Source organism: Ruegeria sp. AD9 (genome assembly GCF_056542305.1).
Genome location: NZ_JBQFZP010000007.1, coordinates 167,204 through 187,784 on the forward strand (window position 1 = coordinate 167,204; position 20,581 = coordinate 187,784).

21 protein-coding genes and 1 pseudogene are annotated in these 20,581 nt (G+C 56.9%); 9 read left to right on the plus strand and 13 right to left on the minus strand.

What is annotated here, in order from left to right:
• Positions 1 to 6: 6 nt before the first annotated feature.
• From ACR0AM_RS12745 to ACR0AM_RS12775, 7 genes are all read right to left on the minus strand, one after another.
• Positions 7 to 453, minus strand: a complete 447-nt coding sequence (locus tag ACR0AM_RS12745; RefSeq protein WP_480623095.1) for a nucleoside deaminase — start codon at positions 451 to 453, stop codon at positions 7 to 9.
• A 65-nt stretch (positions 454 to 518) separates the two neighbouring features.
• Positions 519 to 830 (minus strand): DMT family transporter, encoded by a 312-nt coding sequence (locus ACR0AM_RS12750; protein WP_480472525.1) that lies wholly within the window; start codon positions 828 to 830, stop codon positions 519 to 521.
• A 153-nt stretch (positions 831 to 983) separates the two neighbouring features.
• Complete coding sequence (locus ACR0AM_RS12755; protein WP_480516868.1) at positions 984 to 2,360, minus strand: TRAP transporter large permease; 1,377 nt, start codon at positions 2,358 to 2,360, stop codon at positions 984 to 986.
• On the minus strand, positions 2,360 to 3,037 hold the full coding sequence (locus ACR0AM_RS12760; RefSeq protein ID WP_480623096.1) for a TRAP transporter small permease: 678 nt from the start codon (positions 3,035 to 3,037) through the stop codon (positions 2,360 to 2,362). Before ACR0AM_RS12760 ends, ACR0AM_RS12755 begins: the two co-directional genes overlap by 1 nt.
• Positions 3,038 to 3,153: 116 nt before the next feature.
• Positions 3,154 to 4,155, minus strand: coding sequence for a DctP family TRAP transporter solute-binding subunit (locus tag ACR0AM_RS12765; RefSeq protein WP_480623097.1), 1,002 nt, complete (start codon positions 4,153 to 4,155; stop codon positions 3,154 to 3,156).
• Between the two features lie 287 nt (positions 4,156 to 4,442).
• Positions 4,443 to 5,672, minus strand: a complete 1,230-nt coding sequence (locus ACR0AM_RS12770) for a sigma-54-dependent transcriptional regulator (RefSeq protein WP_480553379.1) — start codon at positions 5,670 to 5,672, stop codon at positions 4,443 to 4,445.
• The gene (locus ACR0AM_RS12775; RefSeq protein WP_480623098.1) at positions 5,669 to 7,450 is read right to left on the minus strand and encodes a sensor histidine kinase; all 1,782 of its coding nucleotides are present in this window, start codon (positions 7,448 to 7,450) and stop codon (positions 5,669 to 5,671) included. The genes ACR0AM_RS12770 and ACR0AM_RS12775 overlap by 4 nt, the downstream gene beginning before the upstream one ends.
• Here ACR0AM_RS12775 and ACR0AM_RS12780 point away from each other — a divergent pair.
• A complete protein-coding gene (locus ACR0AM_RS12780) occupies positions 7,449 to 8,630 on the plus strand; it encodes a cytochrome P450 (RefSeq protein WP_480623099.1) in 1,182 nt (393 codons plus the stop codon). The genes ACR0AM_RS12775 and ACR0AM_RS12780 overlap by 2 nt on opposite strands.
• Before the next feature lie 45 nt (positions 8,631 to 8,675).
• Here the strand turns inward: ACR0AM_RS12780 and ACR0AM_RS12785 are convergent, their stop codons facing one another.
• On the minus strand, positions 8,676 to 9,158 hold the full coding sequence (locus ACR0AM_RS12785) for an Lrp/AsnC family transcriptional regulator (RefSeq protein WP_480472511.1): 483 nt from the start codon (positions 9,156 to 9,158) through the stop codon (positions 8,676 to 8,678).
• A gap of 174 nt (positions 9,159 to 9,332) precedes the next feature.
• Here ACR0AM_RS12785 and cobA point away from each other — a divergent pair.
• The 7 genes and pseudogenes from cobA to infC all read left to right on the plus strand — a co-directional run.
• A pseudogene (cobA, locus tag ACR0AM_RS12790) lies at positions 9,333 to 10,079 on the plus strand (uroporphyrinogen-III C-methyltransferase); the annotation flags it as partial.
• A complete protein-coding gene (locus ACR0AM_RS12795; protein ID WP_480472509.1) occupies positions 10,079 to 10,393 on the plus strand; it encodes a DUF2849 domain-containing protein in 315 nt (104 codons plus the stop codon). The pseudogene cobA and the gene ACR0AM_RS12795, both read left to right, overlap by 1 nt.
• A 65-nt stretch (positions 10,394 to 10,458) precedes the next feature.
• The gene (locus ACR0AM_RS12800; RefSeq protein ID WP_480623100.1) at positions 10,459 to 12,123 is read left to right on the plus strand and encodes a nitrite/sulfite reductase; all 1,665 of its coding nucleotides are present in this window, start codon (positions 10,459 to 10,461) and stop codon (positions 12,121 to 12,123) included.
• Positions 12,113 to 12,874, plus strand: a complete 762-nt coding sequence (locus tag ACR0AM_RS12805) for a phosphoadenylyl-sulfate reductase (protein ID WP_480553372.1) — start codon at positions 12,113 to 12,115, stop codon at positions 12,872 to 12,874. The genes ACR0AM_RS12800 and ACR0AM_RS12805 overlap by 11 nt, the downstream gene beginning before the upstream one ends.
• Positions 12,871 to 13,278, plus strand: a complete 408-nt coding sequence (locus tag ACR0AM_RS12810; RefSeq protein ID WP_267365587.1) for a DUF934 domain-containing protein — start codon at positions 12,871 to 12,873, stop codon at positions 13,276 to 13,278. Before ACR0AM_RS12805 ends, ACR0AM_RS12810 begins: the two co-directional genes overlap by 4 nt.
• Positions 13,279 to 13,385: 107 nt before the next feature.
• Positions 13,386 to 14,219, plus strand: coding sequence for a ferredoxin--NADP reductase (locus ACR0AM_RS12815; protein WP_209504075.1), 834 nt, complete (start codon positions 13,386 to 13,388; stop codon positions 14,217 to 14,219).
• Positions 14,220 to 14,464: 245 nt separating this feature from the next.
• Positions 14,465 to 14,926, plus strand: a complete 462-nt coding sequence (infC, locus tag ACR0AM_RS12820) for a translation initiation factor IF-3 (RefSeq protein ID WP_480481680.1) — start codon at positions 14,465 to 14,467, stop codon at positions 14,924 to 14,926.
• Between the two features lie 58 nt (positions 14,927 to 14,984).
• On the opposite strand, the gene ACR0AM_RS12825 is transcribed toward infC, so the two are convergent.
• The 3 genes from ACR0AM_RS12825 to ACR0AM_RS12835 form a co-directional block, all read right to left on the minus strand.
• Entirely contained in the window at positions 14,985 to 15,371 is a 387-nt protein-coding gene (locus ACR0AM_RS12825; protein ID WP_480623101.1) for a hypothetical protein, read from the minus strand.
• Between the two features lie 79 nt (positions 15,372 to 15,450).
• Positions 15,451 to 16,767, minus strand: coding sequence for an aspartate aminotransferase family protein (locus ACR0AM_RS12830; RefSeq protein WP_480623102.1), 1,317 nt, complete (start codon positions 16,765 to 16,767; stop codon positions 15,451 to 15,453).
• Positions 16,764 to 17,537, minus strand: a complete 774-nt coding sequence (locus tag ACR0AM_RS12835) for a beta-keto acid cleavage family enzyme (RefSeq protein ID WP_480623103.1) — start codon at positions 17,535 to 17,537, stop codon at positions 16,764 to 16,766. The genes ACR0AM_RS12830 and ACR0AM_RS12835 overlap by 4 nt, the downstream gene beginning before the upstream one ends.
• 71 nt (positions 17,538 to 17,608) lie before the next feature.
• On the opposite strand from ACR0AM_RS12835, the gene ACR0AM_RS12840 reads away from it, so the two are divergent.
• Positions 17,609 to 18,523 carry a MurR/RpiR family transcriptional regulator gene (locus ACR0AM_RS12840; protein WP_480623104.1) on the plus strand — a complete coding sequence of 305 codons (915 nt, stop codon included), beginning with the start codon at positions 17,609 to 17,611 and terminating at the stop codon, positions 18,521 to 18,523.
• Positions 18,524 to 18,587: 64 nt separating this feature from the next.
• Here ACR0AM_RS12840 and ACR0AM_RS12845 read toward each other — a convergent pair whose 3' ends face one another.
• Positions 18,588 to 19,589 (minus strand): molybdopterin-binding protein, encoded by a 1,002-nt coding sequence (locus ACR0AM_RS12845; protein WP_480623105.1) that lies wholly within the window; start codon positions 19,587 to 19,589, stop codon positions 18,588 to 18,590.
• Positions 19,586 to 20,554: an XdhC family protein gene (locus ACR0AM_RS12850; protein ID WP_480516848.1), complete on the minus strand. Its 969-nt coding sequence runs from the start codon at positions 20,552 to 20,554 to the stop codon at positions 19,586 to 19,588. Before ACR0AM_RS12850 ends, ACR0AM_RS12845 begins: the two co-directional genes overlap by 4 nt.
• Positions 20,555 to 20,581: the final 27 nt, after the last annotated feature.

Below are 20,581 nucleotides of genomic sequence, written 5' to 3' on the forward strand. Positions count from 1 at the left end.
TCGCCTTTACTCGGCAATATCTTCCGCCCAAAGCTCTGGCTTTTCTTCGATGAACCGCTGCATCAGTGCGATGCAGTCGGGATCGTTGGCTATCACCACCTCGACGCCGCGGTCGCGCAGGAAGTCTTCGTTGCCACCAAAGTTCTGGGTATCGCCGATCACCACTCGCGGGATACCAAACTGAACGATAGTGCCGGAACACATCATGCAAGGTGACAAAGACGTGTAAAGAACCGTGTCGCGATAGGTTTTCTGACGCCCGGCTTTGCGCAAAGCATCCATTTCCCCATGTGCGATCGGATCGCCGCCCTGCACACGTTGATTGCGCCCTTGTGAAACAATTTCGCCACCCCGCGCCAGAACTGATCCGATAGGGCATCCACCTTCATCAAACCCGGCTTTTGCCTCGTCATAAGCCACGCGCAGCAGGCGCTTGTCGGTCTCGGTCAGCATTCCGGTCTCCATTTCCCGTGTTTTCCGAACCCTGCCCAAGCAAAATGGCTTGGTCAATAAAACGCTCACGCCAGCTTCATCAGGATAAGACCTGACACGATCAGAAGAGCCGCCAGAATCCGCGCAGGGCTAAGGGCTTCGCCCAGAAACAGGATACCTACACAGAACGCCCCCACAGCCCCGATACCGGTCCAGATGGTATAAGCCGTGCCCAACGGCAGGTCGCGCATCGCCAGCGCCAACAGGCCGAAAGAGCCGATCATCGAAAGACCCATCAAGGCCGTAGGCCACAATCGGGTGAAACCAGCCGATTGCTTCATGGCTACAGCCCAGACGATTTCCAACAGGCCAGCAAAAAGAAGAAAGATCCAGGGCATATTACGACCTCGTATTCGTTCGGGTCGTCCCGAAAGATGTCCCATTATGGGGAGGTCGTCCTCTGAACCCTAGTTAAGCACTTGATGCTGGGGTTCAAGATACGAAAAAGCCGGGCGGTCGAAACCGCCCGGCTACGTACATCGTCAAACAACCTAATTGGTTATGATTTCCGGCCCCATGAAGGTGTTGGGCAGGAAGGTCGAGATCCACGGAATATACGTCACCATAATCAGGAAGACGAACAGGACAGCAAGGAACGGCAGCGCCGCCCTCACAACGCTCATCATCGGCATACCCGCAACACCCGAGGTTACGAACAGGTTCAAACCGACCGGGGGCGTGATCATCCCGATCTCCATGTTCACCACCATGATGATGCCCAGATGGATCGGATCGATACCCAACTCGATGGCAATCGGGAACACCAGCGGTGCAACGATCACCAGCAGGCCCGACGGCTCCATAAACTGACCACCGATCAGCAGGATTACGTTGACAACGATCAGGAAGGTTACCGGTCCAAGACCCGCTGAAAGCATGGCGCTAGCAATGTGCTGCGGCACCTGTTCGTCCGTTAGAACATGTTTGAGGATCAGCGCGTTGGCGATCACGAACAACAGCGTCACCGTCAGCTTTCCTGCCTCGAACAGAGTATGCTTGGTGTCGGGGTGAAAGAACGCTGTGACCAAAGCGTAGGGCTTTTTCAGCAGTGGCAGGTTCTGTGCGTCCCCTTCCGTACTCAGCGGACCCATGTCCTTGTAGACGAAACTGGCGATGAAGAAGGCATAGACGGCAGCAACCGCGGCAGCCTCGGTCGGGGTAAAGATACCCCCATAAATACCACCCAGAATGATAACGATCAGGAACAGGCCCCAACCGGCCTCGCGGGCCGAGGTAAAGACCTCACCCCACCCCTTCCATTCACCCTTGGGCAGGTTCTTGACCTTTGCCATGACATAGATGGTGATCATCAGCATGAAGCCAGCCATCAGACCGGGAATAACGCCAGCCAGGAACATGCGCCCAACTGAAACTTCGACGGCGGCGGCATACACAACCATCACGATGGACGGTGGGATCAGGATGCCCAGCGTACCCGCGTTACAGATCACACCGGCGGCAAACTCTTTGGAATACCCAACCTGGCGCATACCTGCGATGACGATCGAACCGATAGCCACAACCGTGGCCGGGGACGATCCTGAAAGCGCGGCAAACAGCATACAAGCAAACACACCCGCAATCGCCAGACCGCCGGGCAGATGCCCCACGCAAGCAATCGAGAAACGGATGATCCGGCGCGCTACGCCGCCTGTCGTCATGAAGGACGAGGCCAGTATGAAGAACGGGATTGCCAAAAGGGTGAAATGCCCCTCGAACGCCTCGAAAAGCGTGCCTGCGACTGAAGCTAGCGAACTGTCGGAATAGATCAGCAGGAACAGGGTCGAGCTGAGGCCAAGTGCAACCGCAATCGGAACCCCAATCAGCAGCAGGCCGATGACCATCGAGAAAAGAAGGATAACGTCCATCAGTCATGCACCCCTTGTTGTGCGCGGACTTCCTCAATCTCGTCCTCGACTTCGTGGCTGGCGACAAGGCGATCGGTCTCACCACGCCAGATTTGAACGGCGACCTGCGTAAACCGGATCACCAGCAGCAGCATGGATACCGGCAGAACCAGGTAAGGTACGACCTTGGGCAGTTTTTCATACCCTTCGCCAAAATTGATCAGGTCTTCCAGAAAGCGCAGCGGAGCGACCATGGGGATGTCGTCCACCTCGTAGAAACTCTGGCTACGCGCGCCGAAATCAAACCCTGTCGGGAACCAGCGGCCCGATGTTGGCGGCAGATCTGCAAAGACGGCCCAATAGTCATATGCCCCTTTGAGCATCAGCAGCGAAAACACCAGACAGCATCCAACCGAGACCAGCGCCATAATGCGCCTCGGTGCTGGCGCCAGCATGTTCAGGATTGCATCCACGCCCAGATGGGCATGTTTCTTGACCGCATACGACGCGCCCAGCAGCACCAGCCAGCCAAACGTGAACACTGTCAACTCAAGCGCCCATAGGATATTGGAATTAAAGACAAACCGCGCGATCACGTTGGCAAATGTAACGACCGTCATAAGGCCCAAAAGCAACGCGATCAGGGTTTCTTCGATATGGTCGATCAGCCCGCCCTGGCCGGAGTTCGCACCAGACATCTTTTAGTCCCCGCATTTTATTGAAGAGAGAGTTGAGAATGGGGCGGGCCATTTCAGCCCGCCCGGCCTGCGCGTCGAATACTCCCCAGTCGCCGGACGCGCGGTCTTTGACCGGATCAGAACCCGGCGTTGATGGCCTGTGCCGCGTCGATCTTGTCCTGACCCACGTCACCGGCGAATTTGTCCCAAACCGGTTTCATCGCGTCGACCCAGGCCTGACGCTGTTCAGGGGTCAGTTCACGGATGACGCCGCCTGCATCAATGATCGACGCTTTGGCCGCTTCGTTCACCGCAAAGGCTTCTTTGTTCCGGGTCTCGGTAACTTCGGACAGAATAGTCAGGAACTGATCCCGCACCGCCGGATCAAGACTGTCCAGCCAATCCACCGATGTCACGACCAGATAGTCGATGATGCCGTGGTTGGTTTCGGTGATACCGTCCTGTACCTCAAAGAACTTCTTGCCATAGATGTTCGACCAGGTATTCTCCTGCCCGTCCACAACGCCCTGTTGCAGCGCGCCATACACTTCCGAGAACGCCATTTTTTGCGGGCTGCCACCAATGGCCTCCATCTGAGCCACCAGCACATCTGACGACTGCACGCGGAATTTCAAACCGTTTGCATCCGACGGATCAACCAAAGCCTTGTTGGCCGACATCTGCTTCATGCCGTTGTGCCAGAACGCCAGCCCTTGCAGGCCGCGGCGCTGCATGCTGTCTTTCATCGCCTGCCCCTCGGCCGAGGCCTGAAACGCGTCTACAGCGTCGACGTTCTTGAACATGAACGGCAGGTCAAACAGGCGGAACTGTTTGGTGAACTTCTCGAACTTCGACAGCGAGGGCGCTGCCAGTTGCACGTCGCCCTGCAACATCGCTTCGAGAACTTTGTCATCGTTGTAGAGCGTCGAGTTCGGGTAGACCTCGACACACATCGTGCCGTTCATTTCGTCGTTGACCCGCTGCTCCAGCAGCGATGCCGCGATGCCTTTGGGGTGTTTGTCAGTGTTCGTCACATGCGCGAACTTAACGACGATTTCACCTTCGTCGCATGCAGCCAAACCAGCCGTTGCGGTTACAGTCAGAGCAAGCGCAGTTGCTGCCGTTGTCAGAAGCTTCATCTGATATCCTCCCAGAGTTCCTTGAAACTTGCAGTCGACGCCGGGTAAGCGCCGTATGACGTGCAGTGAAGCGACTCAGGGTAAAGCACACAACTTTTGACTGCGATTGCAGAAAGTGCCTGATTACCTGTTTAATACCAAAGTGTTACAGCTTTGTTGGTTCGGGTTCTGCGCTTCACAGTCCCGAGCCGTGCGAAAACTCGCACATCCTCAGTGCGGCTTGTGCGGAATTCCGCACATATTCCGAATCACTTCATTCGAATCAGAAGTGCCAATCCGGTTCCCGCTCATCTGCGGTAATCCTCGGGACGAATCTGATAGCGCGCCAGCTTGTCATAAAAGGTCTTGCGCGGCAGCTTCAGCGCCTTGGCCGCATCTGACGCTTTTCCATTGTGGCGGCCCAAAGCTGCAATCAATAGTGACCGCTCGACCCGCGCCATCTGTTCGCTCAACCCCAGATCCGTTGCTTGTGTAACCTCCTCGGGCATTCCAAGAACAAACCGCATTGCTGCCGACATCAGCGAACGGGCGTTGCCCGGCCAGTCGCTGGCCATCAAGGCGGCCAGATGTTCGGACGAAATCTCGGGAATTGCGATGCCTGCCTGTTCGGCCGCTTGCGCCACATAGTGGCGAAAAATCACCGGAATGTCGTCGGGGCGTTCCGCCAATGATGGAACACGCACCCGCATCACATCCAAACGATAGAACAGATCTGCGTTAAACCGCCCTTCCGAACATAAAGCGGACAGATCAGCGGTTGTCCCTGCAATAATACGCCCCCCCGGACCGCGCTCGATGATCTCCAACGCCGCAAACTGCGTGGCTTGGGGCATGGCGGACACTTCGTCCAGAAACAGGGATCCACCCACTGCATCGCCGCAGCTTTGGGCAAGATCATCGGGGCTTAGGCTTGAAGCCGGACGTTTGACAAAAGGCCCCTGACCAGCGGGCGACATCAGGTGAACCACTTCGGCAACTTTGGATATGCCGCTGCCCGGCGGGCCGGTAACAAGAACTTCGGCCCCAGTCGGTGCAACAGTTCGCACACGATCCCGCAGTGCCTCGGCTTGCGGAGACAGACCAAACAGCAAACGTGCGGCCGGATCCCCCCTTTCAAGTTCAGATTTCAGGGCGCGCTGTTCCAAAACCTGAGTGCGGGCCGCGAATGCGCGTTCAAGAACGTCCATCAGGTCAGACGCAGCGCATGGTTTCTCCAGAAAATCGAACGCGCCTTTTCCCATGGCTTCCACGGCCATTGGGATATCGCCTTCTCCGGTCAAAAGGATCACCGGAAGCTCGGGGTCGATATCCCGAGCATAGGTCAGCAGATGGAAACCATCCCGCCCGGGCATTCGGATGTCCGAAATAATCACACCGGGGAAATCCCGCCGAATATGATCCTTGGCCGCCACAAAAGATCCGGCTGTTGTCGGTGCATAGTCCGCCAGTTCAATGGTTTGCGCCAATGCCTCGCGAACAGCTGCGTCATCATCGACCAACAGAACCCTGCGCATCATGCTGCCTCTTCTTTTCCATAGGGTTCCAGTTCGACGGTAAACACTGCGCCATCAGTCGTGTTTGCCCCACGGATTTCACCCCCAAAGCTTTGAACCAGACCATATGATATTGAAAGGCCGAGCCCCAGACCTTCAGAGGATCCTACGCTTTTTGTCGAATAAAACGGCTCGAACACACGGTCGGGGTCTTCAATCCCCGGGCCGGTATCCCGCACAGAAACGCGCAACCGGTCTTCTTCGTGCATCACAATCGAAATGTGCCGTTTGGGTCGCCCCAGCATCGCATCCGCCGCGTTATTGATCAGATTAACAAAGACCTGCACCAATCGGACTTCACCCCCCCAAACATAAACCGCAGACTGTCCCGGCTCCCATTCCAGCGTCACATCATCGTCACGCAAACGGGTTTCGGTCAACTCGACGGCGGTTTTCAGAACCTGCACCAGATCGACCCGGCCCATTGGTTCGCTTTCGTTGCGGGCAAACGCGCGCAGATTCTTGATGATCCGGGCCATGCGGGCGGCCATTTCCGAAATACGCCCAAGGTTTTCGCTGGCCCTGTCGCCTTTGCCGCGTTCAAGAAAGGCCGTGCCATTGTCGGCGAATTGCTGGATCGCCATCAAGGGTTGGTTGAGTTCGTGGCTGATCCCCGCCGACATTTGCCCCAATGCGCTGAGTTTACCTGCCTGCACCAGTTCGGCCTGCGCTTTTTTCAGGGCTGCTTCGGCCTCCTGACGTTCTGCAACTTCGCGGCGTAACGCAGTGTTCGCTTGGGTCAATGCACGGGTACGCTGCGCTACCCGGCTTTCCAGAACCATGTTGGCATTAGCCAGCGTCCGTCGCCGCTCCATCGCAAGATACAGCATGGCACCAAACGCCAGACAGATCGCTGCGACCGCCGCCGCCTGCAACCCCGCAAGTCGCCGGGCCGGGGCCACGTCCACCAAAACCTCGGCGGTCATATCGATCACAGGCAGTTCAAGCGTTAGGTGCAACGCGTCGCGTGGCAAATACCGCCCCCAGTTCAGCCGCCACAATTCATGCTGGCCGACCCGCGTCGCTGCAAAATCCACCGACGCACCTTCTGGCGGTGTCAGCCCGGACTGGCCAGCCTCGCGGCTCCAGAACAGCAAGTCTGATCGGTTCGAGATGAAGACGACACCGTCAGAATCAACAAAGAACACGGCTTCGGTACTGCCCCGCCAGGTTTGTTCAATGTCCTGGACGTCGGCAACCACCATCACTGCACCTTCGACTTGCCCAGACGGAGCAAAAGTCGGAGCGGCATAAGAATATATCCGGTCGCCACTCTCTGGAACCACCTCATGCGCGGTGCCCACCGCACCCTGCATGGCGCGCCTGAACGCTGGATGTGCGGACATATCTCGCTGTGCCACTGGCTGTGCGGTGACCAGAACCCGACCGCTGCGATCCAGATACATCATGTTGACGGCCGCTGTCTTGTCGGCGACGTCCAGCAACATCGCTTGCGCGTCATGTATTTGTGTCGGTGTATCCAAGGCGTGCAAGGCGGGATGTGTCGCCATCAGAACCGCCAGTTCCTGATAGACCTGCATCTGGGTGCTGAGCCGATCCGCCGCCAGTTCAAGGTCAGCTTCGGCCTTGTCACTTAGCTGAGACAGCGCCTGACGATAACCATAAGACCAAACAAAACCTGACAGCAGCCCGACAGCGGACAAAAAACCGACAATGATCCAAACTCTCTGCATAGACAGGGTCTTGCATTCAACGCGGCTCGTGGCAAGTGTGCGTCGCATGAAGTCATTCTCGCAATCCCCGACAGATCCGGGTTTCGTTCAGAACCCCTACCCTTTCTATGATCATGCCCGCACTGCTGGTGATCTGTTCTATTGGCGCGACTACAATATGGTTGCTGCAACATCCTGTCAGGCGGTGCGGACACTTCTTCGCGACCGCCGGTTTGGGCGGGAAGTTCCGCCTGAATGCGCGACACAGGGCCCTGCCCATCTGGCCCCCTGGCTGGCTATCGAAGCCCACTCGCTGCTTGAAGCTGAACCCCCGCGACATACCCGCCTGAGAGCGCTTGTCATGCGCGCTTTCACGTCGCGGGAAATTTCTGCATTGCAGCCTTCCATTGAATCGCTATGCCACAGTCTTATCGAGACGTTTCCGAATACACCTTTCGACCTGTTGAGTGCCTATTGCACGCAGGTCCCGGTGATAACCATCTGCCGACTGCTGGGCGTTCCCGAAGACATGGCACCCAACCTGTTGCAGTGGTCGCATGACATGGTCGCCATGTATCAGGCCAACCGGACGCAGGCGACCGAGGATAAGGCGGCCAAGTCGTCTCAGGAGTTCACGGATTTCCTGTTGGGATACATTAACCAGCGACGCAATGATCCCCGTGACGATTTGATCACCCGGCTTATCAGCGCCGAGGAAGAAGGTGAAAAGCTGACCATCGACGAGTTGGTCGCAACATGCATCTTGCTGCTGAATGCAGGTCACGAAGCAACTGTGCATTCGCTGGCGAACGGTGTGAAAACTCTGTTGCAAACTTATACCAGCCCCGGCGTTCTGGCACCGGACCAGATCGACGCAACGATTGAAGAAATTCTGCGCTATGACCCGCCTTTGCACATGTTCACACGTTATGCGTATGAAGACGTTGACATATTTGGGCATTCGTTCAGGCGCGGTGATCAGGTCGCACTATTGCTTGGCGCTGCAAACCGCGACCCTGCTGTCTGGGATGAACCCGAAAGGTTTGTTCCGACGCGCTCGATTGAGGTCAACACAAGTTTTGGCGGAGGCATCCACTTCTGCGTCGGCGCCCCTTTGGCAAGGTTGGAAATGCGCATAGCCCTGCCCATTCTGTTCAATAGCTGCCCGAACCTGCGGCTCGCTACAGAGCCAACCTATTCAGACAGCTATCACTTCCATGGTTTGGAACGGTTAATGGTTCAGGTCTGACCTGTATAAGGCGCGGCTCGATCCGGCGTTGGAAGCACCTGCCTTTTACGCCCCTTCAACCAATGCGTTGAGGGGAAGCATCGTTGTGGACTTGATTTCTTCCATCGACAAAAGCGCGGTCACGTTGTGCACTCGCACCTCCGATATCAGCGACTGGTAGAATTGATCATAGGCGCGCGCGTTCTTGACCCGAACCTTGAGTATATAATCAATGTCACCTGCCAGCCGATGCGCCTCTTGCACTTCGGGATGATCGCGCAATGCTTTAAGGAACTTTCGCTGCCACTCGGCCTCGTGCTCCGATGTGCGGATCAAAACAAAGAAAGTCGCTTCAAACCCGAGCGCTTCGGCATCCAGCAAAACCGTTTGCTGACCTATTATTCCTGCACTCTTGAGCTTGCGTATACGATTCCAGACAGGCGTCTTTGAACTGCCGACCCGAGCCGCTATTTCGTCCAGTGACTGCCCTGCATCGCGTTGCAGCTCGGCCAGAATTTTCCGATCCGTATCATCTATCCGCACCGACATTCCAATTTTCCTTCCACATCGAAGTTTTCGTTCCAAAATTTTTCATTGACGGAACGTTTGTCCTTATTTGAGCGTCCATATGGCGCTTTGGTGGGAATATTTCCTATATTGAGGGTCAAGTCAAACCACACCCGAGATGATCCGATGCAGGACGTTCGCACAACAGGCCCCAAAGGACATGTCGACTTTGTCGGCGCAGGTCCGGGCGACCCCGAGTTGCTGACGCTCAAGGCGCTGACCGCGTTTGAGCGGGCTGATGTTGTGCTGCATGACCGCCTTATCAGTGAACCCGTTCTGGACATAGCCGGTCAAAGCGCCGCCTTGGTTGATGTCGGCAAAGCCGGGTTCGGCCCATCCTGGAAGCAAAGTGATATTGACGCGCTTTTGGTCGAATATGCCCTGAATGGTAACCGCGTGGTCCGCCTGAAGTCCGGTGATCCCACTGTCTTTGGCCGTCTGGATGAAGAGATCGAGGCCGTCGAGGCGGCTGGCATTTCGTGGCAGATCGTTCCTGGTATCACAGCGGCCTCTGCCGCAGTGGCTGGCATCGGCCAAAGCCTGACTCAACGCGGTCGAAATTCCTCGGTGCGGTTCCTGACCGGGCACGACATGAAAGGTTTTGCCGATCATGACTGGAATGCCCTGGCACGGGCTGGTTCGGTTGCTGCGATCTATATGGGCAAGAAATCTGCCCGCTTTATCCAGGGTCGCCTGATCATGCATGGCGCCGATCGCGCCACCCCTGTCACGCTGGTCGAAAACGCCTCGCGCCCGAACCAACGGATACTGTCCACCACACTGGATCAACTGCCCGCCGACCTGGCCGCCGCCGAATTGGACGGACCGGCCCTGACATTCTATGGCCTTGCCCCGCGCGAAGCGGCGCAGGCCGTAACCGAATTCAATAAGGAGCTTGCCTGATGGCCCGCGCTTTTACCCCCAAAGTCGTCACCGCAAATGATTTGCTGGTAGGTGACGTCATTTACCAGACCGAAGATGACAGTTGGACGCGTGATCTGTCCCAAGCGGAACTGATCACTGACGAAGCACATGCACAGGTGCGTCTGCTGGATGCGGCGCGTCAGGCAAATAAAGTCGTTGGCGCCTATCTGGCCGATGCCGTTGCTGGAAAGAACGGCCCCGAGCCCACCCATTTTCGGGAAGATTTCCGCCGGACTGGTCCGTCCAACTATGCCCACGGCAAACAGGAAACTTCCCCGCAGCCCCGGGCCTGACCTCTGGCCATATCTCTCCCCTTCAAGGCCCCTAGGTTCGGGGCTGCAAACAAGGACAGCTAGACATGTATCGCTACTCTGAGTTCGACACAGCATTTTTGGCAGAACGTAACGCGCAGTTCCGCGCCCAGGTCGAACGTCGCATTGACGGCTCGTTGACCGAAGACGAATTCAAGCCGCTGCGCCTGATGAATGGGCTGTACCTGCAACTGCACGCCTACATGCTGCGTGTCGCCATTCCCTATGGCACGCTGAACAGTGCGCAGATGCGCCAACTGGCGCTGCTGGCCGAGAAGTGGGACAAAGGCTATGGCCATTTCACGACGCGTCAGAACATCCAGTACAACTGGCCAAAGCTGAGCGACGTGCCGGATATGCTGGACGCGCTGGCCGAGGTTGGCATGCACGCCATACAGACCTCGGGCAACACTATTCGCAACGTGACCGCCGACCATTTTGCTGGCGCCGCTGCGGATGAGGTCGCTGATCCCCGCCCTTACGCCGAATTGCTGCGCCAGTGGTCGACCGACCACCCGGAATTCCAGTTCATGCCGCGCAAATTCAAGATCGCCATCACCGGTAGTGAAAACGACCGCGCCGTGATCAAGGCGCATGACATCGGCCTGCAACTGGTTGAGCGTGACGGCGTTCTTGGCGCGCGCGTCATTGTTGGCGGTGGCCTTGGCCGTACGCCCATGATCGGCAAGGAATTGTCCGAATTCGTCGCCTTTGATGACCTGCTGGCCTATCTGGAAGCCACCGTTTCCGTATGGAACCAGATTGGTCGCCGCGACAACAAGTACAAAGCACGTATTAAGATCACCGTGCACGAGCATGGCATCGACGCTATCCGCGCCAAGGTTAACGAACGCTTCCTGAAGGTCCGCCCGCAGTTCAAAGGCGCGGACATGAACCTGCTGGAAGAGATCAAGGACCACTTTGCACCGCCTGCCTTCCGCCAAGCTTCGGTCGCGTCGTTTGAAAGCTCCTATACCAACGATCCAGTTTTCCGCTCGTGGGTCGATACCAACATCGCGCCGCACAAGGACGCGGACCATGCGATCGTCACGATCTCGATCAAGAAGCATGGGGCAACGCCGGGCGATGCAACTGCCGAGCAAATGCGCGTGATGGCCGATCTGGCCGAAGGGTTCGCCTATGACGAGCTGCGCATCAGCCACGAGCAGAACGTGATCCTGCCGCATGTCCACAAATCGGACCTGCCCGCGATCCACGCCAAGCTGAAGGAATACGAACTGGCAACCGCCAATATCGGTCTGATCAGCGATATCATCGCCTGCCCCGGCATGGATTATTGCGCGCTGGCGACGGCGCGTTCGATCCCGGTTGCTCAGGAAATTGCGACGCGGTTCGAGGACCTGAAGCTCGAGCATGACATCGGCCACCTGAAGATCAAGATCTCAGGCTGCATCAACGCCTGCGGTCACCACCATGTCGGCCATATCGGCATTCTGGGTCTGGACCGCGCAGGCGTGGAAAACTACCAGATCACTTTGGGTGGCGATGCGACCGAGACTGCGGCGATTGGTGATCGCACCGGTCCGGGCTTTGCCTATGACGAAATCGTTCCTGCCGTTGAGCGCATTGTCGACACCTATCTGAACCAGCGTGCAAGCGCAGAGGAGACATTCCTGGAAACATATCGCCGGGTGGGCATGGCGCCGTTCAAAGACGCCCTCTACCCCGAGGCCCGAGCAAATGCCGCTTGACCTGATCCAGACGGAACTGGGCCGGGACAGACGCGAACTGACTGAACGTGTCGAAGACCTGAATGCCCGGTTCCGGCACCACAGCGCTCATGATGTCATGCATGGGGCAATTGAAGAGATCGATGAGCTTGCTCTGGTCTCGAGCTTTGGTGCGGAATCTGTCGTTCTTTTGCACATGGCGGCGGTGGTGAACAAGGCAACGCCCGTTCTTTTCGTGGACACGCAAATGCTGTTCACCGAAACGCTGGAGTACCAGCAGGAGGTGAGCGAGCGTCTAGGGCTTACCAACATTCGCATCATCCGGGCCGAGGATGCAGAAGTTGAGCGCGAAGACCCATACGGTGCGTTGCGCCTGCGCGACACGGACGCGTGCTGCAACCTGCGCAAGACGTTCCCGCTGCAAAAAGCACTGGTGGGGTTCGATGGCTGGATAACCGGACGCAAGCGATTTCAGGCCGGCACGCGCGCCGCGCTGGAATTCTTCGAGGTCGAGGATGGTACAGGCCGGATCAAGGTCAACCCGCTCGCCCATTGGGCGCCCGAGGATGTGCGGGCCTATATGGAAGAAAACAACCTGCCCCGGCACCCGCTGGTGGCCAAAGGATACCCTTCGATCGGCTGTGCGCCCTGCACCTCGCCGGTCAAAGAGGGCGAAGACCCCCGCGCCGGACGCTGGCGCGACCAAAACAAGGAAGAATGCGGCATCCATTTTGTCGATGGCAAGATGATGCGCGTCGGAGAGAAAACATGAACGTAATCGTAACGGATGAAGGCTTTTCGCCTGATGATTGGACCGACGGCTTTGTCACTCTGGATGACGCCGCCAATGACGTGGTCGCGCTGGACGTCAGTTCCGAGACAGACCCGGACGAACTGTTTGACCGGCTGGGCGGCACCAGGCTGGTTCGGGTAGACTTCCCGTCTTTCGCAGATGGTCGCGGATTTACCATCGCCCGCACATTGCGCCTGAAGGGCTACAAAGGCCGGCTGCGCGCCAAAGGGCATGTGCTTGCCGATCAATACGCCATGGCGCGCCGCAGCGGCTTTGACGAGGTCGAGATCGACGGAGAACTGGCAGACCGCCAACCCGAAGATCAGTGGCTGGCCCGCGCGAACTGGAAAGAGAATAACTATCAGGCCCGCCTGCGCGGCTGATCCCGCGATTGCCAGCCTGTGACGCAAAGGGGGCAATCTGTCCCCTTTTCCTGACTTGGATCAAAGATTAAACGGAGATGTCGGTTTAGCAGACCGACAGGTAAACGATGACAGAGATGAAGCCCGTGAGCGAAGCAACCGCAGTAAAAGTCCCCGTCCTTCCGGACGCGCAAACCGTAACCGACGTCAAACACTGGACCGACAGCCTGTTTTCTTTCAAGGTGTCGCGCCCGGCCTCGTTGCGGTTCCGCTCGGGCGAGTTTGTGATGATTGGTCTGCTGGGTGACAACGGCAAGCCGTTGCTGCGCGCCTATTCCATCGCTTCGCCCTCGTGGGATGAAGAGCTGGAGTTTTATTCGATCAAAGTTCAGAACGGCCCGCTGACGTCGAAATTGCAACATATCAAACCGGGTGATCAGATCATCTTGCGTCCCAAACCGGTTGGCACATTGGTGCATGACGCCCTGCTGCCCGGCAAACGCCTGTGGTTTTTTGCAACCGGCACCGGCTTTGCACCTTTTGCCTCGCTGCTGCGTGAACCACAGACCTATGAGGATTATGACGAGGTCATCATCACCCACACCTGCCGCGAAGTGGCAGAGCTGGAATATGGCCGTCAGCTGATCGACAGCATCCGTCAGGACGAACTGTTGGCCGAACTGATCGGTGAAGGATTTGCCGACAAGATCCGCTATTACCCGACCACCACACGGGAGGAGAGCCCCAAGATGGGCCGCATCACCACCCTTCTTCAGGATGGCACCGTATTTTCCGATCTGGGTATTGATGGCGGCATCAAGCCTGAAACCGACCGTGCAATGGTCTGCGGTTCGCTGGCTTTCAACCTGGATATTAAGGAAATTCTCGAGGGGTTTGGTTTGCGTGAAGGCGCCAACTCGGAACCCAAGGAGTTCGTGATCGAAAAAGCCTTTGTCGGCTAAAGCAACCCTGCGTTCAGGGCTTTGCCGCCCTGAACGCGAAAAACTCCGGCAGAAAACAAGTTTTTTCGCATTACCCTGTATTTATGCCGCTTGAAGTGCGGTCTCGCCCGGTTTAAATTCCGGGCTCGAAATTCTGCAATCATCAAAGGAATGAACCCATAGCTCGCAGACCTCACAACGCGCCGCCTCAACGTGAAACCGGCCCGCGCGTAAATGAAAGAATCCGTGCCCCCGAAATTCGGCTGATTGGTGCCGAAGGTGAAAACGTCGGGGTGGTTCATCCCGCCAAAGCCATGCAGATGGCCGCAGATGCAGGTCTTGATCTGGTCGAAATCTCGCCTAATGCGAACCCACCGGTCTGCAAGATCATGGATTTCGGCAAGTACAAGTACGAAACGCAAAAACGCGAAAACGAAGCGCGCAAAAAACAAAAAGTCATCGAAGTGAAAGAGGTCAAATTCCGACCGAACACCGATACGCATGACTATGACGTCAAAATGAAGAACGTCTTTAAGTTTCTGGAAAAGGGCGACAAAGTCAAAGTCACCCTGCGCTTTCGTGGCCGAGAAATGGCACACCAGAACCTGGGTCGCGAATTGCTGGAGCGTGTGGCCGAAGACATCAAAGAGGTCGGCAAGATCGAGAACATGCCGAAGATGGAAGGCCGTCAGATGGTCATGATGATCGGTCCGCTTCCGCATAAGTAATCTGCTTCAAAGACCAAAACGATCAAAGCCCCTTCGCTGCCGAAGGGGCTTTTTTTGTTCAGGTCGCGCGTCTGCTTCGTAACCAGTTGACCGCATCCCTGAAATCGAAAAGCAGGGAAATTACGTCAACGATCAGAAGCACCCAAAGAAACTTGGCAAAGGCAGCGCTCAGGGTCGCATCGGAAAACAACAAAAGCGCCACTACGACAACCAGTGGAACCCAGCACAGAATGTGCGGCAAAGCCATCGCGCCGCTCATCCCGCGCACAACCGCCATGACGGGTATGTTCAGCGCCATGCCGGTAATCGCTAGAACAGCGATGAGCATCCCTTGTGGCTGATCCAGGAAAGCAAGCGGAACCAGATTAACCGGCACCAATATTACGGCCACCCAGATCTGCACCCAAAGGGGAAGTGCACGGAAACTGCGCCAAATATCCAGCACTATTGATTTCGCCTTTTCAGATACTTCTCCCGCGACATTAACAAATAAGCTGCGGGCGAACAGTGCGCTCACGGTAATGTCAAAGCACAGCAGAAAGGGCGCGTTCCAGTTTGCTGACGAGCTCGCCTATCTGTTCCTCTTCAATAATAAAGGGCGGCGCCAGCAGGACATGATCGCCGTTCCGGCCATCCCGCGTGCCAGCCATAGGATAGCAAATCAACCCATCGGCCAGTGCTGCCTTTTTCACCTTACCTGCGATGCCACGTGATGGATCAAAAGGGGCCTTGCTGTCGCGGTCAGCGACCAGTTCAACACCACGGAACAACCCGCGCCCACGGATATCTCCCACGTTCGGGTGCTGTCCGAATGCTGCCTCAAGGGCAGATTGCAGTTTGTTGCCCATGACCCCGGCACGCGCTGGTAAATCCCGTTCGGTCAACTCACGGACCACCGCCAATGCGGCGGCTGTGGCGACCGGATGACCAACATAGGTGTGTCCATGCTGGAAAAACCCTGATCCGTCGCGGATCGCGTTATAGATTTTGCCGGTACACAGCATGGCTCCAATCGGTTGATATCCGGCCCCCAACCCCTTGGCGATACACAAAATATCCGGCGCGATGTCGTCATGATCGCAGGCAAACAGGTGACCGGTTCGGCCCATACCGCACATCACCTCATCCAAAATCAGCAACACACCATAGTGGTCGCAGATCTCGCGAATACGCTTGAAGTACCCTTCAACCGCAGGGACTGCGCCAAGGGTAGCCCCAACCACTGGTTCGGCCATAAATGCCATGACAGTATCAGGGCCCAGCCGCAGGATTTCGGATTCCAGCTCATTGGCCACACGCTGACCATAGTCAAAGCTGCTCTCGTCTTCCGGTTTTTCGGCATATTCGTAGCAGGCAGAGATATGCATCATCTCGATCAGCATCGGGGCGAATTGTGCCCGTCTCCATGCGTTACCCCCTGCGGACAAAGCCCCCAAAGTGTTGCCGTGATAGCTTTGCTTTCGCGCGATAACGTGACGCCGTTCAGGCTGACCAATTTCAAGGAAATACTGGCGCACCAGCTTGATCGCCGCTTCGGTCGCCTCGGACCCGCCCGAAACAAAATACACCCGGTCCAGATCCCCCGGCGCGTACCGGATCAACAATTCGGCCAAAGCCTCAGCCGGTTTTGATGTCATGAACCCTGTATGCGCAAAGGCAATCTGTTCCACCTGCTGCTGTACCGCTTGGATCACGGCCTGGCTCGAATGGCCCAGACAAGATACTGCCGCATCACCGCAATCCAGGTAACGCTTGCCCTTTGCGTCGATCAGATAACAGCCATCGCCGCCGACCGCGACAGGAAGGTCCGATTTCGTGTGACGTGGGAAAACATGACTCATTTCTGTGCCCTTCCAAGCAATTCGACTAATGCTGCAACCGAGGCCGCGTTATCTGCCCACGGCCTGCCATCCGGCCCCGTCAGACTGTTTTCAAACCCAACCCGCACGTCACCACCGCGTCGCGCAGCCTCAGCCAGACAGGCATGTTCTTGCGTTCCAAAGGCGCACACCATCCAACGGGCCGGGCATTCTGGAAAGGCGTCGAGATCGGCAGGCACAGATTGCTGGCCATCGCTGTATCGCCCCAGAACAAGCAAACGATCTGTCTGATCCGCCTGTACGATGCCCAAAGCGAGCCACTGTTCCAGTAAACGTGCGTCCTCAGTATCATACAAGATATGCTGAACCCGTGTGCCCTGATCCGCACATAGTGCATAGACCCTGGGCGCAAGGTTTAGATCGCGGGCGATTTCACGCACCGAGATTGATGCCCATTCAGGTCGCACCTTTTGCAAACAGTCCAGTTGCGATGCCACGTCGAACTGCCCGTCAGCTTCGGTCGTGATCTGTAGCTCCATTTTTGGAACCTCGCGCTGCAATTCCGCAAGCGTTTCCCGGTACAATCCGGCGTCCAGTGAATGCCGTCCGTCTGCATCCCGAATATGCAGATGCAACCCATCCGCACCTGCGGCATGGCAATCCCGCGCAGATATGACGATCTGATCAACCCTGAGTGGCAAGGCGGGATGATCCAACGCGTTCCGCCGGGCACCGTTTGGCGCAACTAGAACGTAGGGCCTGTCCGAGCTGTCAGTTGTTATTGATGTCATAGCACCACCCAAATCTTTGCCCTCAGTTAGATTCGCTGGATGACGTTTTCAATTTACACAAAAGAAAACATATGTTTCTTTTTGGTATGACACCCACCCTTACAGCCTTGACCAGCCAAATCCGACGCGAGATCGACGGAATGCCAGCGCAGATGCAAGTCGCGGCGAAATATATCATCGACCATCCCGGTGATTTCGGCCTGAACCCGGTCCGAGCGACAGCCGACCGGATCGGCATCAGCACCAGTGTTCTTGTTCGACTGGCGCAGCGTATGGGTTTCGACAGTTTTGACGCCTTTCGCCACCCATTTCGCCTTGCTCTCACAACCGACAGTGAAGACAGGATTGGTCAGGAATGGTTAACCACGTCACCCAGACAAGACCCTTTCAATGACGCACAGGCCAGATTTGCGCGCAATGAGATGAATGTTGTGTCCCGATCCCTGCGCCTGATGGAGCCGCAATTGGCCAAGCGTGTCGTTGAGTACATGGTGTCTGCACGTCGTTGTTATGTGACCGCCACAAGGTCCAGTCATGCGCTGGCCTATTATTTTCACTACGCCGGCCGCATGGCCCATCCCGGATTACAGCTGATACCAAGACACATGGGCTCGGCTGTCGATGACCTGGTCGAGGCCACGTCCGAGGATTGTTTGTTTGCCATCACCGTCCATCCCTATTCCGCAGATACGATCCATTCGATGCGTTTTGCCCGCGACCGGGCCATGAAGATTGTGTTGCTGTCGGATAGCGAGGTGATTGCACCCGGCGTCAACCCGGATGTCGTTCTGCCCGTCAGCACCCGCACTTTACATCCGTTTTCTAGCTTTTCTGGCGCGATGGCGGTTCTGGAATGCCTGCTCGGACATCTCTTTGATGCAGGAGGAGACGCCGCACGGGATAGGGTCGAACAGTTTCAAAAAGCCCGGGAGGACACCGGCGCGTATTGGCGACCCGGCGTATTGCCAAGGATGAGAAAACCCTAGAATATCAATAATACATTGGCCGCAAGTACGGTGTGATACGCCATATCGCGGACCTTGGCGGCGGTCAGTCGTTTCTTTTCGCCCGCGGCTGAGGTCTGGTCGGGATTTCCTTCAACAATCCGCCAACCCCCATTCCGGCAATATCTGCACCTGTTGTTTCAATCCCGCATGCGACACGCGACAGAACCCAATCGGCCCCGTTCAACGCCGGAGAGCGCGCGCATCCCGGCAAGCCGATCACAGGTCGGCCCTGCAAGTCCCCAAGAAACAGCAGGTTTCCTGGATCAACCGGCATACCAAAGCGATCAATCGTCCCACCGGCCTGCCGAACGGCCGACGGTGCGACATCGTTGGGATCCGAGGTGGCCGAACCCGTCAATATCATCAGAAGATCGCCCTTCCCCTTAGAAATCGCGCTGGTCAAGGAATCCGTTCGATGCGGAACAATCTGCACCTCCGCAAGCTCCATTCCCAATGCCTCGACCCGTCCCCGAATGGCCGCAATCCCCTTTTCGTTCGGTGGACCACCGGGAATTTCCGTTACAACAAGACCGGCTGTCCGATGAACAGGCCGCGCCAGACGCACAGCTCCTTGTGCCAGCCCGGCGGCGCGCTGAACATCAGCCTCTGGCACGGCATATGAGATGACCTTAATGGTCGCCACCATGCCGTTCGCACCCATTTGCTGGTACTGCGGAACGGTCGCAACGGTAATCATTGGATTGACCAGATTGAACAATTCAAGTGCACGAACATCGAGCACGGCAACCCCAGGCCCGTCGGCCAAAAGGTTTACCCGCCCGGTAAATGCCTCGGTAACCCGCAAGTTGGCTGATGCCGGATCAGGTGCCAGCGCAGACGCCAGCTTACGTGCCGCCTGATCTTCATGGCAATCGCCGGAATCCAGTCGGGCAACAATGACCTCGCTTAGACCAGCCTTTTCCAGTTGCGCCACATGTTCCGAGCGCAATTCAAGCCCCTTGCGAAGCTTTCGCCCATCCGCTGTAACCGAATGCGCCAGAATGGCCCCCTCTGCCTGGGACACCGGCACAGGCCCAAATTTCATGCTTTCCCTCGCAGAACTGCAGTGATCTGCGCCAGTATCGCAACCGCGATTTCCGAGGGACCGGCGGCCCCGATATCCAGGCCAATGGGCCCATGAATGCCTGAGATTTGCGCATCGGTAAAACCCGCCGCTTTCATACGCTCAATGCGCTTGGCATGGGTGCGTGTTGACCCCAATGCACCGATATAGAACACATCGGCGGCCAACGCGGCTTGTAGCGCCGGATCGTCAAGTTTTGGGTCATGTGTCAGCAGGACAATAGCGGTCCGCGCGTCCAGTCCCAGCTTCGCAACGGCTTCATCCGGCCAATCCGTCAGGATCGTTTCACCGGGAAAACGTGCTCTGGACGCAAAGGCGTCACGCGGGTCGATAATGGTTGGATCATAGCCCGCAATCCGCGCCATCGGCACCAGAGCCTGCGCGATGTGAACCGCCCCAACGACCAGCAACCTCAGCGGTGGGTTATGTACTGCGACAAAGGTCTGGCCATCCTCTTCGAACCCTGACCGATCCATACGCAGCCTGTCGGCATAAGCATTGCGGCGCAACGCCCTGCGCCCGGTCTCGACATTGACTTCGTAGGCAACGGGCTCACGAGCGGCCCGAGCGGCAACCAGTTCCGCCAACATAGATTCGGGCAGGACTTCTCCTATGGGTTCGACAAGAATGCGTATAGTCCCCCCACAGGCCAAACCAACCGCGAAAGCATCGTCGTCACTGATCCCGAATTCAAGCAAACGCGCTTCGCCTTCATCAATGGCTTCAAGCGCCTCGACGATAACAGCACCTTCGACACATCCACCAGAAACGGAACCTTCTATCCGACCATCGCCACCAATCACCAATTGGGATCCCACCCGCCGCGGTGCACTGCCCCAGGTTTCGACAACTGTAGCGAGCGCCGCGCCGCGCCCGCTGCGGTGCCAGTCAAGCGCCGTTTCAGGACTGTTGTCGAATCGTTCCATCGGAACCTCCGGATGACCTATGACACC